This window comes from Exiguobacterium marinum DSM 16307, assembly GCF_000620845.1.
Taxonomy (GTDB): Bacteria; Bacillota; Bacilli; order Exiguobacteriales; family Exiguobacteriaceae; genus Exiguobacterium; species Exiguobacterium marinum.
The window spans coordinates 1,204,505-1,222,272 of the sequence record NZ_KK211189.1; the positions used below are offsets into that span (position 1 = coordinate 1,204,505).

Below are 17,768 nucleotides of genomic sequence, written 5' to 3' on the forward strand. Positions count from 1 at the left end.
ACAAATGGATCTTTCTGAACGATTTGAATGTTTCTTTTGAGACGGTTAAGGAAAAATATTAAGCGATGCACAAATGACGTTTCTTCTATAAAGACGTTCTCAGTAAAAGTTGAGAAGCGAATATTTGTTCGTGTATATGGTATAATCAAGACACTTATGAAATGAGAAGGTGAGGAGTATCTTATGGAATCAATTCCGTTTGCATTACAATCTGAATTTCAACCAGGAGGTGACCAACCTGAAGCGATTCGACAGCTTGTCGAAGGTTTGAATCGGGGTGAACGGTACCAGACGCTCCTCGGGGCGACCGGTACGGGGAAGACGTTCACCGTCTCGAATGTCATCCAGGAAGTGAAGAAACCGACACTCGTCCTCGCCCACAACAAGACGCTCGCCGGACAGCTCTACTCCGAGTTCAAAGAATTCTTCCCGAACAACGCCGTCGAATATTTCGTCAGCTATTACGATTACTATCAGCCAGAGGCGTACGTGCCTTCGACCGATACGTTTATCGAAAAAGATGCTTCGATTAACGATGAGATCGATAAACTTCGCCACTCGGCGACCTCGGCTCTGTTCGAGCGCGATGATGTCATCATCGTCGCTTCGGTATCGTGCATCTACGGTCTCGGTAACCCGGAAGAATATAACAGTCTCGTCTTGAGTCTTCGTGTCGGGAAAGAGATGGGGCGCGATCAAATGCTTCGCAAATTGATCGACATCCAATATGAACGGAACGACATCGACTTCCAACGGGGTCGGTTCCGTGTCCGTGGGGACGTCGTCGAAATCTTCCCGGCGTCACGTGACGAGCAGTGCTTGCGTGTCGAGTTTTTCGGGGACGAGATTGATCGGATTCGCGAGATGGACCCGCTTACCGGCGAAATCATCGCCGATCGCGAGCATGTATCGATTTTCCCAGCATCCCACTTCGTCACACGTGATGAAAAGCTTCAAAAAGCGATCGTCAACATAGAGGCCGAACTCGAACAACAGCTTGAGAAGTTCCGTGAAGAAGGCAAGTTACTCGAGGCGCAACGTCTCGAGCAGCGGACGAACTACGATCTCGAGATGATGCGTGAGATGGGTTACTGTTCAGGCATCGAGAACTATTCGCGCCATTTGAACTTGACGGAGGCAGGCGCGACACCGTACACGCTCATCGATTACTTCCCGAAAGACTTCTTGCTCATCGCGGATGAGTCGCACGTGACGCTCCCGCAAGTGCGCGGGATGTATAACGGGGACCAAGCACGGAAACAAGTGCTCGTCGACCACGGTTTCCGTCTGCCGTCGGCGAAGGACAACCGGCCGCTCAAGTTCGACGAGTTCGAGAAGAAGTTGAGCCAGGCCATCTTCATCTCGGCGACACCGGGCCCGTATGAGCTCGAACATACGCCGGACATGATTGAACAGATTATCCGACCGACGGGTCTCCTCGACCCAACAATTGAGATTCATCCGATCAAAGGACAGATCGACTACTTGATGGATCAGATTCGCGAGCGCATCAAGCGAGGGGAACGTGTCCTCGTGACGACGCTCACGAAGAAAATGGCGGAAGACTTGTCTGATTACTTACGGGAGGCCGGAATCAAAGTTAACTATATGCACTCTGAAATCAAGACGCTCGAGCGGATTGAAATTATCCGTGACCTTCGTCTCGGAAAATACGACGTCCTCGTCGGAATCAACTTGCTGCGGGAAGGGCTAGACATCCCGGAAGTGAGTCTCGTCACGATTCTCGATGCCGACAAGGAAGGGTTCCTTCGTTCAGACCGGTCACTTATCCAGACGATCGGACGGGCGGCCCGGAACTCGAACGGGCACGTCATCTTGTTCGCGGATAAGATGACCGACTCGATGACGCGCGCGATTGAAGAGACCGACCGTCGGCGAACGATTCAACAAGCTTACAATGAAGAACATGGCATCACCCCACAGACGATTCGAAAAGATGTCCGAGGGGTCATCCGAGCAACGGTCGAGGCCGAAGAAGAGGCGTTAGAGTCGCTCAGTACGATGAAGCCGGCGGAACGCGAGGCGGCAATTGCCAAGTTGGAAGAAGAAATGAAGCAAGCGGCGCGCGATCTCCAGTTCGAACGTGCGGCCGAATTGCGTGACTTAATCTTGGAGTTGAAGGTAGGGAATTAAATGGCTGAAAAGAAAAATGCGATTGTCATTAAAGGGGCACGCGTCAACAACTTGAAAAATATTGACATCGACATCCCACGTGACCAGCTCGTCGTCTTGACGGGCTTGTCCGGTTCCGGGAAGTCTTCGCTTGCGTTCGACACAATTTACGCTGAAGGACAACGACGTTACGTCGAGAGCTTGTCGGCGTATGCCCGTCAGTTTCTCGGTCAGATGGATAAGCCGGACGTCGATACGATTGAAGGACTCAGTCCGGCCATCTCGATCGACCAAAAGACGACGAGTCGTAACCCGAGGTCGACGGTCGGTACGGTGACGGAAATCTACGACTATCTCCGACTCTTATTCGCGCGAATCGGGAAGCCGGTCTGTCCTAACCACGGAATTGAAATTTCGAGTCAAACGATCTCCCAGATGGTCGATCAGGTGATGGAATTACCGGAACGGACGCGTCTTCAGATTTTGGCCCCAATCGTATCGGGGCGTAAAGGAACGCATGTGAAAGTATTTGATTCGTTGAAAAAAGAAGGGTTCGTCCGTGTCCGTGTCAATGGAGAAACGATTGAATTGACAGATGAAATCGAGCTCGACAAAAATAAAAAACATTCAATTGAGGTCGTTGTCGACCGTCTCGTCGTCCGACCGGATGTCGAAGGCCGTCTTGCGGATTCACTTGAGACGGCGTTACGTCTCGCTGATGGACGTGTCATCATCGACAAGATGGATGGCACAGAACTTCTTTTTAGCGAACATCATGCTTGCCCGATCTGTGGTTTCTCAATCGGCGAGCTCGAACCCCGAATGTTCTCGTTTAACTCACCATTCGGCGCTTGCCCGACGTGTGATGGTCTCGGGACGAAACTAGACGTCGACCCAGAACTCGTCATCCCGGACCCGTCGAAGACGTTAAAAGAAGGGGCGATTGTCGCGTGGCAACCAACGAGTTCCCAGTACTATCCGCAGCTGCTTGCAGCGATGTGTGCACATTTTAATATCGATATGGACGTGCCGTTTGAGCGTCTGTCGAAGCGTGACCAAGAGCTCGTCTTGAACGGGTCAACTGAGGAATCCTTCCTCTTCCGCTACGAGAATGATTTTGGTCAAGTCCGGACGAACACGATTTTCTTTGAAGGGGTTCTTCGCAACATTGAGCGCCGTTACAGGGAGACGACATCCGATTACATTCGTGAGCAGATGGAAATGTATATGGCGACACATGCCTGTCCGACCTGTCACGGTTATCGTTTGAAAGAAGAGTCGCTCGCCGTCAAAATCATCGGCCAGCACGTCGGACAAGTGACGGAGAAGTCGGTTGTGAACGCACTTGCTTTCTTCGAAGGGCTAAATGAACAGTTGAGTGAGAAAGATATCGCAATCGCGCGTCTCATCTTGCAGGAGATTCGAGAACGGCTCAGCTTCTTGAATAACGTCGGTCTCGACTATTTGACACTCTCTCGTGCCGCGGGAACGCTCTCGGGTGGGGAAGCACAGCGGATTCGTCTCGCCACGCAAATCGGCTCGCGCCTCACGGGTGTCCTATATGTTCTAGACGAGCCGTCGATCGGTCTCCATCAACGCGATAACGACCGCTTGATCGCCACGCTCAAACAGATGCGTGACATCGGCAACACGCTCATTGTCGTCGAGCACGACGAGGATACGATGATGGAAGCGGACTACTTGATTGACATCGGACCAGGCGCCGGGGAGCATGGAGGCCAGGTCATCGCTGCCGGTACACCGAAACAACTGATGAAAAACAAGAATTCGCTCACCGGACAATATCTCGCCGGGAAGAAGTTCATCCCGCTTCCCGTTGAACGCAAGATACCGGACGAGCGTTTCTTAAAAATCGTTCGGGCAGGGGAGAACAACTTAAAAGACGTCGACGTATCGATTCCACTCGGGATGTTCGTCGCAGTGACGGGTGTCTCGGGCTCTGGTAAATCGACATTGATCAATGAGATTCTCTATAAATCGCTAGCGCACAATATGAACCGCGCCAAAGCGAAACCAGGGAAACACAAGAAAATCGAAGGTCTCGATCATATCGATAAAGTCATCGATATCGACCAATCCCCAATCGGTCGTACGCCACGTTCGAACCCTGCGACCTATACAGGTGTCTTCGATGACATTCGTGACGTATTTGCCTCAACGAACGAAGCGAAGATGCGCGGATATAAGAAGGGGCGTTTTAGCTTCAACGTCAAAGGCGGTCGCTGCGAAGCGTGTCGCGGAGACGGAATCATCAAAATCGAGATGCACTTCTTACCGGACGTGTACGTGCCGTGTGAAGTCTGTCACGGGAAACGCTATAATCGGGAGACGCTCGAAGTGAAGTATAAAGGGAAGACGATTGCGGACGTGCTCGATATGACGATTGAAGAGGGTCTCGAATTCTTTGACAAAATTCCGAAAATCAAACGGAAGATTCAAACGATCTATGACGTCGGTCTCGGCTATATGAAACTTGGACAGCCGGCGACAGAACTTTCAGGTGGGGAAGCACAACGTGTCAAACTCGCATCAGAGCTCCATAAGCGTTCGACCGGGAAGACAATCTATATTTTGGATGAACCGACGACCGGACTTCATGTCGACGACATCGCCCGTTTGTTGAAAGTGTTGCAACGTCTCGTCGAGAACGGAGACACGGTGCTCGTCATCGAACATAACCTCGATGTCATCAAGTCGGCGGATTATTTGATCGACCTCGGACCAGAGGGCGGTGACGGTGGCGGCGAGATTGTCGCGACCGGCACACCGGAAGAAGTCGCTGAAGTCGCGGCTTCTTATACCGGCAAGTATTTGAAACCAGTCCTTGAACGTGATGCGGCCCGCGTGAAACCGAAAGCAGGAAAAAAGAAATAAGTATAGAAATGGTGAGAAACGGGAAGTTAATTGACGTGCAATCAAATTGAAGGGGGAAAACGAACGTGAAACAAGAAATGCGTGAACTGATTCTCCAGCAAGTGAAGGAAGGCAAGATGACGATTGAGGAGGGGATGACGCAACTCGAACGTCTCGAGCGACTCGAACCGGAACAAGTTCAAGCGCTTGAAGAACGACAGGATACGGAGAAGGTCGATGCGTACTCGGTCGAATCGCTTACGACGAAACTGACGTCTGCGATGGAAGGGCTCGTGACGAAACTTCGTGACAGTGACTTTACATTCAGCTCGAATTTCGGACCGGAAGTGACGTACTCGAAGTCGTTCCCGTTTACAGGCAGCGATATCTCACTTGATCTTTTCAACGCATCGGCGACGATTGTATCGTCTGATGCCGAAGACTGTGAACTGATTGTAACGGGACGTCCGCTTCGCCAACAAGATGCGGACAAGGCGCTCGAGCAGTTACAGTCGGCCGTCAAACATTCCGTCATCGGCGACCGTCTCGTCGTCTCGCTACGGGACAAGCTTGTCCGGGCCCATGTGGAATTGTACATCCCGCATCACCATTTTAACCATCTTCATGTCCAAACATTGAACGGGGAAGTCCGGGCCGATGGTCTCGACGTCGAGAACGTCCGTGTACAAACCGCGAACGGTCGCGTCGTGCTAAATGACGTGCATGCATCGGAACTACTGTTGAATACTGGCAACGGGACGGTCGAAATCGAAGGCGTAGAAGCGGAACTCGTTCATGTCCGTACCGGAAACGGTGCCGTCATTATCGGCGGGAAATACGACAAAGCTTCCCTTAAGACAGGGAACGGAAATATTCGTGCGGAACTGGCAACGGCTCGTCCGGCCAAGTTCGAACTCGCCTCGCTCGCCGGGAACATTCGACTCGTATTGCCACACGGTGTCGAGGTCGAAGGTGAACTAGAAACGAACTTCGGAGGTCTTCATTGCTTGCTCGATGAACTCGAGATTATCCGTGACCGCAAGGACGTCGCCCAACGTCGACTTGAATTCTTGTCTGGTCGAGGTCAAACACCTCGTATCGAAGTCGAAGCGGGAACACGTACCGGTACCATCGACTTAGAGCATGGTTCGGTGTATACACCATCGACATTCTTAGATGAAGAACAGACAGAGCCGGCTGACCCGGTCGATCCGGTCGACCCAGGCGATTTGAATAATCCGTTCCATCAACAATAAAAAAATCCCGAAGGCGCCGCCTTCGGGATTTTTTTGATTATAGATTCATTTCATACTCGATTTGTTGCCAATCCATCATCTGAGTATCATACAGCGCGAAGGCACTGACCGCGAAGACGATGAAGAGAACTGGCCCGGCAATCAAAAGGATGATTCCGAAGAGGCGCATCGACTTCGAACGAGTCCAGTAGAAGATGATGGCGACAATCATCGAGATGAGCGCACCCGATAAAAAGAATCCGATGATATTCAAGATGAACAAAAGTAAGACCGTCTCGTTTTTCGTCGCCGCATATTCTTTCCACATATCGATCAACGACTTGATGATATAGACGAGCGAACCAATCCCGATCACGATCGCAAATAAGATGACGATTCCAAATAATCCTTCCATTACTACACCTCCCATTATGCTTATACCCTTCCTACGAACAGAATGTATGAAAGTTTCATCAATTTTTTGACACGTTGTTCATCACTTCTCTAACCTTTCATAGAAAGAGCTATGATACAATAATGAGCGTGAAAGGGGCAGATACTGATGCAAAATATCGTACGCACAGCTCAAGTCGTTGAGCGTTTTAAACTTCAAATTATTGCGGGAGAGGAAGGACTTCATCGTCCGGTCGCAACACCCGACCTAAGTCGACCAGGTCTCGTCCTTGCTGGTTACTATACGCACTATGCGAAAAACCGCCTGCAAGTATTAGGGAAGACGGAATTGACTTTTTATGCGAGCCTATCGGAAGAAAAGCGTCGTGAGCGCGCCAAAATTTTATGTACGGAACACACACCCGGTATTTTAATCACTCGAGGTTTCGATATTCCAAAAGAAATCGAGGAAGAAGCGGAAGCAGAAAACGTTCCACTTATGCGGACGAATGCGGTGACGACTTCAATCGAATCACAAATCACGAACTTCCTCGAGATGGAGCTCGCGCCGATGACGGCGATGCACGGGGTCCTCGTCGATATCTACGGCGTCGGTGTCCTCATCAAAGGGCAAAGTGGTGTCGGGAAATCCGAGACCGCGCTTGAACTCGTCAAACGGGGGCACCGTCTCGTCGCTGATGACTCGGTTGAGATTCGTCAAACCGGCGACCAACTCCTCGTCGGTTCAGCGCCTAAACTCATTCGTCATTTACTTGAGATTCGTGGGATTGGCATCATCGATGTCATGACGTTGTTCGGGGCCGGAGCGGTTCGGTCGCATAAAAAAATCAGTCTCATCGTCAATTTGGAGAACTGGGATCCGGGCAAAGTGTACGACCGTGTCGGACTGGACCACAACGTGATGAAAATCATCGATAGTGAAGTCCCGCTCCTGACGATCCCGGTTCGCCCAGGCCGAAACTTGGCGGTCATCATTGAAGTCGCGGCGATGAACTATCGTCTCCAAAACATGGGAATCAATACGGCTGAAGAGTTTGCGGAACGTCTTGCAAACGCGATTCAGGACACTGAAGGAGACTTGTGATCATGGTAGAACCGACATTTGATCGTGTAGCATTTGAGATTGGATCTCTGCCAATTTATTGGTATGGCATGATTATCGCCTTCGGGGCGATGCTCGGTCTCGTTCTTGCTTTATATGAAGCGAAGCGCATCAATTACGATTCGGAGCGACTTGTGGATGTCGTCATTTGGTCGATCCCGATCAGTATCATTTTTGCGCGTATTTATTACGTGACGTTCCAGTGGGATTATTACTCAGAAAACCTTGGGCAAATCATCGATATCCGTCAAGGCGGAATTGCTATCCACGGTGCCATCTTCGGGGCGCTCCTTGTCGTTATCGTATACTGTATGCGAAAATCGATGTCTTTTTGGAAAGTGACAGACATCCTGGCACCTTCCCTTCTTCTCGGACAGGCTGTCGGGCGCTGGGGGAACTTCATGAACCAAGAGGCGCATGGTGGAGAGACGACGCGTAGCTTCTTACAAGACACGCTCATGTTGCCGGACTGGATTGTCAATCAGATGTATATCGATGGGGCTTACTATATTCCAACGTTCCTATATGAGAGTGTCTGGAGCATCATCGGGGTCATCTTCCTCGTCGTTTGGCGTATGGTCGGAAACCCACGACGTGGGTATATCTTCTTGTCCTACCTCGTCTGGTATTCGATCGGTCGCTACTACATCGAGGGACTTCGTACGGACAGTCTCATGTCAGGTGATTTGCGTGCGGCCCAAATGGTGTCTATCGCCTTGATCCTCTTCGGTATCGTCATGATGATTCTTCGCCGCAACGCGAAACGGTACAACGACCCATCAGAGAAAGGACTGTTTGATTAATGGATACGCTCTTATTTGACTTGGATGGAACGTTACTCGATACGAACCCGCTCATCATCGCGAGTTTCCGTCATACGTTCGAATACTATTTCCCAGAAAATACGTATCGGGATGAAGACGTCTATCGATTCATCGGACCGACGCTTGAGAAGTCGTTCCGTGAACTCAACGAACCGGAATGGAAAGAGATGCAGGCGTTCTATCGAAGTTTTAATATCGCGATGCATGATCAACTCGTCGCAGAATATCCCGGTGTCATCGAGGGGTTATACCGCCTCCATGCGAAAGGCTATAAGATGGGGATCGTCACGTCGAAAGGGCGTCCCGTCGTCGAGCGGGGGCTTCGATTATTCAACATCGATCATTTGTTTGACGTCGTTGTGACGGCAGATGACGTTGAGAACGAAAAGCCTCACGCCGAACCGGTCGAGCGTGCGCTTCAGGCGCTCGATTCGTCGGCAGAACGCGCGGTCATGGTCGGCGATAACGATACCGACATTTTCAGCGGAAAGAACGCCGGGACGAAAACGGTCGCAGTCGGTTGGGCACTCAAAGGTCGTCCTTTCCTCGAATCGCTCGAGCCAGACGTCATCATTGATACGATGGAACATTTCGAGGCATGGCTCGATGAGGTAAGCGTCCGTGCGTAAAACGAAGCGATTTCATATCGACGGACCGAATCCGCTTTGGCAGATGTATCGGACGATTCGTTTTTTACGTGTCTTCAAAAACACGGCGGTCGTGCTCGTCGGCCGTTATTTTCCTTCAGTAAAGGCGAAGCGTTGGCTCTACCGGACGTTTCTCGGCATGAACATTGGAGAGTATAGTGCACTTGCCCTCATGGTCACACCGGACGTCATGTTCCCGGAGAGGATCACGATTGGTCGCAACACGGTCATCGGGTTCAATTCGACGATTCTTTGTCATGAGTATCTCGTGGATGAGTATCGGATCGGGGACGTCGTCATCGGTGATGAGGTGTTGATCGGAGCGAATGTGACCATCTTGCCTGGTGTGACGATTGGAGACGGTGCTGTCGTTGGCGCTGGCGCGATTGTTCATCGCGACGTGTTGCCGGGTGAACGAGTCGTCGGGGCGAAACTACAATCGCTGACACATATTTGACACAATTTTTCGCAAAAAGTTTTCGTGCATGTTTTGTATAAGAAGATGAAAGAATACTTGAGCGGTATCACTTTTTTTTAAAGAGATACCGCTTTTTAATGGAAAAAAGTACAGAAATGAAAAAAACATATTTTCGCTCAAAAATAATTTTTGAACCTAGTAAAAAATATTCATTATAGAAGGAATATAGTCGCGATTTTTTTTAACTTTTTCAGTTGCCCTCGTTGTTCGAGTGAGGTATTCTTATCCCTGCAACTAAAAAAAGATTTAAAGATGATGTGGAGGATTTAGAATATGGAAGCGAACTATGAAGCAGTAATGACGCTACCCGAACCAGAATCTCCGCTCGCTGCGGAGCTCCACTACTATAGAGGTCGTCGTGCGTTACGTGAAGGTCGCCTAGATGAAGCGACTTTTTTCATGGCTGAAGCGACAGCGGCAGCCACGCATCGCGTCGACTATCATAAACAGTACGCAGAACTGTTGTTTGAAGTAGGGGAGATCTACCACGCCAATGACGTGTGGAAGCGAGTTTTAGAGCTCGACGAGACTGCGACAGAGGCGCTTTATCACTTAGCGAGTAACTGTGCCTATGTCTCTCAATATGAAGAAGCCGCAAATTATGCATCCGAATATCTCGATCGTGACGCGAAAGGTCACTACACGGAAGCGGTGCAATCCCTTCTTGAACTGATTGAGCTCGAACAAGAGCTCGAGGACGAGGAAGAAGATGAGTTGATTACGTGGCATACAGAAGCACAGCGTCAAATCGACAAAGGACGGTTATTTGCGGCAAAGGCGACACTCGAACGCCTGATCGGGAGATATCCAGAGTTTTGGCCGGCTTATAACAATTTATCGGTCGTCAGCTTTTATCTCGGTGATGATCAAGCGGCGTTCCGGACGCTCGAATATGTACTCGATCAAAATCCTGGAAACTTGCATGCGATTTTAAATACGATTCTCTTGCTTCATGAAGCAGGACACTCGGAAGCGGCGATCCAGTTATCGACACCGCTCACACGTGTCCGTCCGCTCCAATACGACTTGCGTTATAAATTAGCGACGACACTCGCACTCGTCGGTCACTACGACCGTGCGTATGAAGAATTGCGCTTATTGAAGGACCACGGGTTTCGCGGTGACCCATTGTTCGGGCATTGGCTCAGCGTGTCTGCCTACAAGACAGGACGATTAGAAGAGGCAGCCACCTACTTGAACAATGAAGAGATGAAACGATTCGAAGAGAGGCAGAGCTTCGATATTAGGGAAAACCTTGAGTTTCGTTCGGCGCTCGTCCAGGGATTGCGTCAAGAAAGCGATTTGGCTCGAGTCGAGATTATTCGTATTATCTCTAACCTTAAAGACGACGAGGCGTTCGAAGCGCTCGCGCTCACGAATGCGGTGACGGAGAACGAGACGGTCCGCGCGTTCGCGGAGATGTGCCGTGCCGACCTCTGTAGTCAATCGTTCAATGGAGACGAACGAATCAAACGTGCGTTTGACGCACTTATCTTGGCTGAAGCACACGTTTCGGAAGCGGAACGGATGAGTCTTGAAGGTGACTTCTATGAACGTTTTGCCACACTTTTATTGTCTGATGAACCATTCTTGGACGTAACGGCATCGGCCGCTGCGCTCGTCTGGATGTTTTATACAAAACGAGACGCGCTGATTCTCGAAGACTGTGCGAATGCCTTCCATCTTCCGGTCGATACGTTGACAGAGAAGGTACGTTCTTTCAAACGAACACTCGAACAAGCATAAAGATAGACGATACCCGTACAGGTTTCTTATACTAAAGGCAATCAATTTCTTGCAGAGGTGGAATAAACATGACAGAAGAAAAAATTTATGACGTCATTATCATCGGTGCCGGTCCTGCCGGAATGACCGCTGCGCTATATGCTTCACGTGCAAACCTTTCAACGCTTATGATCGAACGCGGAATTCCAGGTGGTCAGATGGCCAATACGGAAGACATCGAGAACTACCCGGGCTACGATAGCATCCTCGGTCCTGACTTATCGCAAAAAATGTTCGACCATTCGAAAGCGTTCGGTGCGGAGTATGCATATGGGGACGTGCAGCGCATCTCGGATGAAACAGAATATAAAGTCGTGCATGCGCACAACCGAGACTACAAAGCGCGTGCAATCATTCTCGCCTCTGGTGCTCAGTATAAGAAAATCGGCGTACCGGGTGAAGAAGAGCTCGGCGGCCGTGGTGTATCGTATTGTGCGGTATGTGATGGGGCATTCTTCAAAGGGAAAGATTTGTTCGTCATCGGTGGTGGCGACTCAGCCGTTGAGGAAGGTGTCTTCTTGACACGTTTCGCGAACAAGGTGACAATCGTTCACCGTCGCGACGAGCTCCGCGCACAAAAGATTCTTCAAAAGCGTGCGTTCGACAATGAGAAAATCGATTTCATTTGGAACCATACGGTGAAAGAAATTACAGAAAAAGACGGGAAAGTCGGTGGGGTTCGTCTCGTCAACACGGTTGACGGGACAGAGACAGACCACGAAATCGACGGCGTCTTCATCTATATCGGTATGAACCCGATCACGGGGTTCGTCCAAGACCTCGGCATCACGAACGAGCAAGGTTACATCGTCACAAACGAAGCGATGGAAACGAACATTCCAGGAATCTTCGCTGCCGGTGACGTTCGTGAGAAAACACTCCGTCAAGTCGTCACGGCGACAAACGACGGGTCGATTGCCGCTCAAAATGCTCAACACTTCATCGAGGGACTCCTCGAATCGTTGCAAGAACAAAACGCATGATTCAAGAAGCTAGGACTGCGGGGAACCGCGGTCCTTCTCTTTTTTTCGGACGTTCGTTATACTAGATGGAGAGAGCTGCACACACGGCTCGGTTGTCAATTTTAAGGGGGCGTCAGCGAGATGGAAGATTTTAAAGGATTAGAAGAATTGATCATCATCAGTGGAATGAGCGGGGCAGGGAAGTCGGTCGCGATGAATAGTTTCGAGGACCTCGGCTATTTTTGTGTCGATAACTTACCGCCGGTTCTCTTGCCACAATTGATTGATGTCATCAGCTCGGTCCGGCCGAAAATCGCGGTCGCTATTGATACACGCACGAGAGATTTTATCGACAGCTTGTTCATCGTCATTGACGATTTAGAAAAGAAAAATGTACATCCACATCTATTGTACTTAGAGACAAGGGACGACGTGCTCGTTCGTCGCTATAAAGAGACACGACGTTCACATCCGCTCGCACCTGAAGATGCGCCACTCGTTGGGATCAAGATGGAGCGCGAACTGCTAGAAGGATTCCGTGACCGTGCTCATACGCTTTATGACACGAGTGATTTGAAGCCACAGATGTTGAAGGACCGCATCCTACAACAATTTAATGAGGAACGGATTCCGTTCACGGTCAACTTCATGTCGTTTGGTTTCAAACATGGGGTGCCGCTCGATATCGACTTGTTATTCGATGTCCGTTTCATTACGAACCCGTTTTATATACCTGAGCTTCGACCGCTCACGGGTCAGACGACAGAAGTGCAGGATTACGTCATGTCACATCCGGAGGCACGAGCGTTCTATAAAAAGTTGATTGACATGCTCGAGTTCCTCCTTCCGCAATATAAGCGCGAAGGAAAGACACAGATTGTCGTGGCGTTCGGTTGTACGGGCGGAAAACACCGATCGATCACATTTGCTGAGAAAGTATCGGAACACTTCGCCGAGCGATATAACGTGAAGACAGTCCACCGTGACCTCGCTCACGCGACGAAGGAGAAGTGACATGAGACGAGACCGGAAAGTAGTGGCCATCGGTGGAGGAACGGGATTGTCCACTCTCGTTCGTGGCTTGAAACATTATCCGCTCGACATCACGGCCATCGTCACGGTAGGCGATGACGGCGGGAGTTCGGGACGTCTGCGTGACGAGTTTCATATGTTGCCTCCAGGGGACATTCGAAACGTCATCTTGGCATTATCGGAAGTCGAGCCATTAATGGATAAAATTTTGCAATACCGATTCGACACGGGCTATGGCTTAGAAGGGCACTCCCTCGGAAACTTGATGCTCACGGCGGCGACGCACATTTGTGAAGGCTCGTTTGTGAAAGCGATTGACGTCATGTCACAGCTCTTGAACGCACAAGGGAAGGTATTGCCGGTCACAGAGACGCTCATGACACTCGCGGCGGAGTTCGAAGACGGAACGATTGTCAAAGGGGAATCCAAAATCCCGCTCCAAGAGCAGCCGATTAAACGCCTGTTCTTACTCGAGGACGGCATCAAGCCGGCACCCGGGGTCGTTGAGGCAATTGAAGAAGCAGACGTCATCGTCCTCGGTCCAGGAAGTCTCTATACGAGCATCATCCCGAACTTACTCATCCCGGCCGTACGGGAAGAAATCATCCGCTCGAAAGTCCCGGTCGTCTACATTTGTAACGTTATGACACAACCGGGGGAGACGAAAGGTTATGACGCGATGAAACATTTGAAAGTCGTCGAGTCGTACCTCGGGAAGGCATCAATTGACACGATTGTTGTTAATAACGAGCCGATTGCTGAAGACTATTTAGAGCGCTATCTTGAAGACGGATCAGAAGAAGTCCGTTTCGACCGGAAAAAGCTCCGACACTACGGGACGAACGTCCTCGCAGGGGATATCGTTGACTATAACCGCGATTATATCCGCCATGACTCTGATGCCATCGCCGGACTTGTCATGCAACGGGTGCTTCGGATTAAGAAACCTCGTTCGTTTCAGGAGTTGGAATTGAAATAAAGATTGTTTGAAAGATAGAAAGGAGGGGAACTCGATGAGCTTTGCATCAGATGTGAAGAAAGAACTCACCCAGCTCGAAGCAAACGATGCCGAGGCGAAAGCTGAATTGTCGGCACTCGTTCGGATGAATGGAGTCATCTCGCTTGCCCTAGGACGAGGTATGACCCTTGATGTCTCGACGGAGAACGCCTCGATTGCCCGGCGGATGTATTCATTGATGAAGCGGCTTTACGACCATCCGCTCGATTTGTTTGTACGGAAGAAAATGCGTCTGAAAAAGAACAACGTCTATATCGTCCGTGTATCACAACATGCAGAGACGATGCTTCGGGACCTCGAGATTCTCGGAGAGAATTATGAGATGATCCGGACACTGAACTCGGATATGACAAGGGACGAGAACTTGGCACGTGCCTATTTACGTGGGGCGTTTCTTGCGGGTGGGTCGATCAACCATCCGAAGACGTCATCGTATCACCTCGAAGTGTATAGTTTGTATGAAAATCATAATCAGGCGCTACGTGATTTGGCGAACCGCTTTGATTTGAACGCAAAGACGCTCGAACGGAAAAAAGGACATATCCTTTACATGAAAGAGAGCGAGAAAATCTCAGATTTCCTCAAATTGATTGGCGCCACACGAGGGATGCTGGAATTTGAAGATGCACGCATCATCAAAGATATGCGTAACTCCGTCAACCGTCTCGTCAACTGTGAGACAGCGAACTTGAACAAGACGGTCGGTGCGGCATTGCGTCAGGTTGAGAATATCAAATTCTTAGAACGGACAGTCGGACTCGATGTCTTGCCGAAAAAACTGCGGGAGATCGCCGAACTGCGTGTCACGCATCAAGACGTCTCCTTGCAGGAGCTCGGGGAGATGCTCGAGTCCGGACCAATATCGAAGTCAGGAATCAACCATAGACTTCGTAAAATTGATCAAATTGCCGAGCGTGTGCGCAGCGGTGGCGAGATTGCATCTTCGTGATGCGGTTGCACCAAAACCATTCTTCCTATATAATAAGCAATTGTGTATAGGTTTTATGAAAAGCGAATTAAAGGAGCTTCATCATTATGTCGAATGAAAAGAAAAGATTATCGCTCACGATCGACGCTAAGCTCGATCAAGTCATCACAGAGCGTGCAAAAGAAATCGGGATTCCGAAAAGTGCACTCGTCACGTTTGCAACGAGCCTCTTCTTGAACCAGCTTCGTGCAGAAGAGTTGTTGAACGGAGATAAGAATGCAATCTACGAAGTCATTCGTAAAGACTACGAGTTGCTCACGAGCGTAAAGAATCTAGATAACTAAGTGAAAGGTTGACTTCGGTCAGCCTTTTTTAGTTGCATCTCTCCAGAAAATTTGGAATAGTTGAGGTACTGAATAAAGAGGAGGGCAAATGTATGGGACAAGCAAGTCAATTGCTACTTATTTTATTGTTACAATTAATCTTCGTGCCGGTTCTGACCCTTCGAACGATTATGCTTGTTAAAGGCAAAACAATGATTGCAGCGATGTTTGGTACGCTAGAAACATTAATTTATATCTTCGCGCTCGGTATTGTATTCCAGGATTTGACGACGCTCGGAATGATCGTCTATGCGGTCGGGTTCGGACTCGGGATTTTACTCGGTGGCTTCGTCGAACGGAAACTCGCAATCGGCTACAACATGATTCAAGTTCACACGAAAGAGTACCCGGCCGAGCTCATTCAACAGATGCGCGACAATGGATACGGTGTGACACATTACCAAGGTCAAGGACGTGACGGAATCCGTTATCGTCTTGACGTATTGGCGGCCCGGACACGGATGAAGGAACTTCGTGAACTTGTCGAGAAACATGAACCGAAGGCGTTTCTCGTCGCATTTGACCCGATTGATTTCAAAGGCGGCTATATGATGAAAGGGCTACGTCGCCCGAAATGACGCACGAGACTCACGTAAGTGGGTCTTTTTTTGTTGGAGTAGGAATTTTACTACGCGATAGGGAACTAGTGAGAGAAGGAGATGAGACCGTGAAGAGCAATCGACGTTTTTGGATTGTCTTATTATTCTTGCTTGTCGGTGTTGGCATCATCTATTTTGCCGTGACGCTGTTAGGCGACGGAGAAGACACCGTCAAACCACCACTCCCGACTGTCCGAGTCGGTTCGGTGACGGCGGAAGTAGAACAATCGACGTACTGTTGGGAGGCCGGCAATCAAGCGACATGCGCCGACTATGGTTTGCCGGAAGCGGATGACCTGCAACTGATTACGGTCAAACCGGGAGACCGAATCGACGTCGTCTATCATGCGGAACCGAAGGCATCGAGTTTTCATCGAATCGAAGACGGCGAACTCGTCCCGACAGACGCAATCGTCCCGGAGGAGCCGGGCACCTATCTCTATGAATTCGGCGGGGAATGGACGCAAGGCGATAGTCGGTACGTATTCGGCGTCAAGGTGTCCGAAAAGTGACAAAAACCATATTAAAAGACGTTTCCCGATAGAAATGGGAAACGTCTTTTGTATGATTAGCGTGTCATGACTTTGTCGATGAGACCGTAGTCTTTCGCTTGGTCAGCTGCCATGAAGTAGTCGCGCTCTGTGTCGCGTTCGATGACTTCAAGTGGCTGTCCAGTGTTTTCTGCCATGATTTGGTTCAACTTCTCACGCATTTTGATGATGCGTTCTGCGTGAATTTTAATGTCTGACGCTTGGCCTTGTGTGCCACCGAGCGGTTGGTGAATCATAATCTCCGCGTTTGGCAATGCGAAGCGTTTACCTTTTTCACCGGCTTGGAGCAAGAAGGCACCCATCGATGCAGCCATTCCGATACAAATCGTCGACACGTTCGGCTTGATGAAGTTCATCGTGTCATAGATCGCCATACCTGCTGTAATCGAACCACCTGGGCTGTTGATGTAGAGCGAGATGTCCTTTTCTGGATCCTCAGCTGCGAGGAAGAGGAGCTGTGCGACGATGGAGTTCGCGACGTTGTCGTCAATCGCACTACCGAGAAGGATGATACGGTCTTTGAGCAAGCGTGAGTAGATGTCATACGCGCGCTCCCCACGGCCTGTTTGTTCGATAACTGTTGGAATTAACATTGAATCTGCCTCCTTTATGTAGGTTGTAATTTCATCATACCTGTATAGTCAATGTTGGTCAAACAGAAACCCTTTCTACTGGTTATTCCACGACCCACGATGTGTAAAACGTCTCAAGTGCTCACGTTATTCTATTCGGAAGCGGGGTGGTTTGAAATTGTAGGTGAAAATATACAAAAAGGACGAAAACCAACTAAGGTCTTCGTCCTT

Annotated in this window: 17 protein-coding genes; 15 read left to right on the forward strand and 2 right to left on the reverse strand. The window is 49.7% G+C overall.

From position 1 onward, the window contains the following. Window positions 1–183: 183 nt before the first annotated feature. The 3 genes from uvrB (at window position 184) to P400_RS0106570 (ending at window position 6,263) form a co-directional block, all read left to right on the forward strand. Window positions 184–2,154, forward strand: coding sequence for an excinuclease ABC subunit UvrB (gene uvrB / locus P400_RS0106560; protein ID WP_026825424.1), 1,971 nt, complete (start codon window positions 184–186; stop codon window positions 2,152–2,154). Continuing rightward, window positions 2,155–5,028, forward strand: a complete 2,874-nt coding sequence (uvrA, locus tag P400_RS0106565; RefSeq protein ID WP_026825425.1) for an excinuclease ABC subunit UvrA — start codon at window positions 2,155–2,157, stop codon at window positions 5,026–5,028. Between the two features lie 65 nt (window positions 5,029–5,093). After that, window positions 5,094–6,263, forward strand: coding sequence for a DUF4097 family beta strand repeat-containing protein (locus P400_RS0106570; protein ID WP_026825426.1), 1,170 nt, complete (start codon window positions 5,094–5,096; stop codon window positions 6,261–6,263). 37 nt (window positions 6,264–6,300) lie between these two features. On the opposite strand, the gene P400_RS0106575 is transcribed toward P400_RS0106570, so the two are convergent. Then, window positions 6,301–6,657 carry a hypothetical protein gene (locus P400_RS0106575; RefSeq protein WP_026825427.1) on the reverse strand — a complete coding sequence of 119 codons (357 nt, stop codon included), beginning with the start codon at window positions 6,655–6,657 and terminating at the stop codon, window positions 6,301–6,303. A gap of 147 nt (window positions 6,658–6,804) precedes the next feature. Between P400_RS0106575 and hprK the strand changes: the two genes are divergently transcribed. From hprK to P400_RS0106635, 12 genes are all read left to right on the forward strand, one after another. Next, window positions 6,805–7,740, forward strand: coding sequence for an HPr(Ser) kinase/phosphatase (gene hprK / locus P400_RS0106580; RefSeq protein ID WP_026825428.1), 936 nt, complete (start codon window positions 6,805–6,807; stop codon window positions 7,738–7,740). 2 nt (window positions 7,741–7,742) lie between these two features. Further along, window positions 7,743–8,561, forward strand: coding sequence for a prolipoprotein diacylglyceryl transferase (gene lgt / locus P400_RS0106585; protein ID WP_026825429.1), 819 nt, complete (start codon window positions 7,743–7,745; stop codon window positions 8,559–8,561). After that, on the forward strand, window positions 8,561–9,211 hold the full coding sequence (ppaX, locus tag P400_RS0106590) for a pyrophosphatase PpaX (RefSeq protein ID WP_026825430.1): 651 nt from the start codon (window positions 8,561–8,563) through the stop codon (window positions 9,209–9,211). The genes lgt and ppaX overlap by 1 nt, the downstream gene beginning before the upstream one ends. Continuing rightward, window positions 9,204–9,686: an acyltransferase gene (locus P400_RS0106595; protein ID WP_026825431.1), complete on the forward strand. Its 483-nt coding sequence runs from the start codon at window positions 9,204–9,206 to the stop codon at window positions 9,684–9,686. Before ppaX ends, P400_RS0106595 begins: the two co-directional genes overlap by 8 nt. A 294-nt stretch (window positions 9,687–9,980) precedes the next feature. After that, a complete protein-coding gene (locus P400_RS0106600; protein ID WP_026825432.1) occupies window positions 9,981–11,453 on the forward strand; it encodes a tetratricopeptide repeat protein in 1,473 nt (490 codons plus the stop codon). Between the two features lie 68 nt (window positions 11,454–11,521). Beyond that, a complete protein-coding gene (gene trxB, locus P400_RS0106605) occupies window positions 11,522–12,475 on the forward strand; it encodes a thioredoxin-disulfide reductase (protein ID WP_026825433.1) in 954 nt (317 codons plus the stop codon). Between the two features lie 120 nt (window positions 12,476–12,595). Next, entirely contained in the window at window positions 12,596–13,468 is an 873-nt protein-coding gene (gene rapZ, locus P400_RS0106610; protein WP_026825434.1) for an RNase adapter RapZ, read from the forward strand. Between the two features lies 1 nt (window position 13,469). Next, window positions 13,470–14,465, forward strand: coding sequence for a gluconeogenesis factor YvcK family protein (locus P400_RS0106615; RefSeq protein WP_026825435.1), 996 nt, complete (start codon window positions 13,470–13,472; stop codon window positions 14,463–14,465). A 34-nt stretch (window positions 14,466–14,499) separates the two neighbouring features. Continuing rightward, window positions 14,500–15,453 (forward strand): DNA-binding protein WhiA, encoded by a 954-nt coding sequence (gene whiA, locus P400_RS0106620; protein ID WP_026825436.1) that lies wholly within the window; start codon window positions 14,500–14,502, stop codon window positions 15,451–15,453. An 86-nt stretch (window positions 15,454–15,539) separates the two neighbouring features. Beyond that, complete coding sequence (locus P400_RS0106625) at window positions 15,540–15,776, forward strand: hypothetical protein (RefSeq protein WP_012726920.1); 237 nt, start codon at window positions 15,540–15,542, stop codon at window positions 15,774–15,776. 92 nt (window positions 15,777–15,868) lie between these two features. Continuing rightward, window positions 15,869–16,393, forward strand: coding sequence for a DUF2179 domain-containing protein (locus tag P400_RS0106630; RefSeq protein ID WP_026825437.1), 525 nt, complete (start codon window positions 15,869–15,871; stop codon window positions 16,391–16,393). An 89-nt stretch (window positions 16,394–16,482) separates the two neighbouring features. After that, window positions 16,483–16,926, forward strand: a complete 444-nt coding sequence (locus P400_RS0106635; protein ID WP_235181827.1) for a hypothetical protein — start codon at window positions 16,483–16,485, stop codon at window positions 16,924–16,926. 56 nt (window positions 16,927–16,982) lie between these two features. Here P400_RS0106635 and clpP read toward each other — a convergent pair whose 3' ends face one another. Further along, entirely contained in the window at window positions 16,983–17,558 is a 576-nt protein-coding gene (gene clpP / locus P400_RS0106640; protein WP_012726916.1) for an ATP-dependent Clp endopeptidase proteolytic subunit ClpP, read from the reverse strand. Window positions 17,559–17,768: the final 210 nt, after the last annotated feature.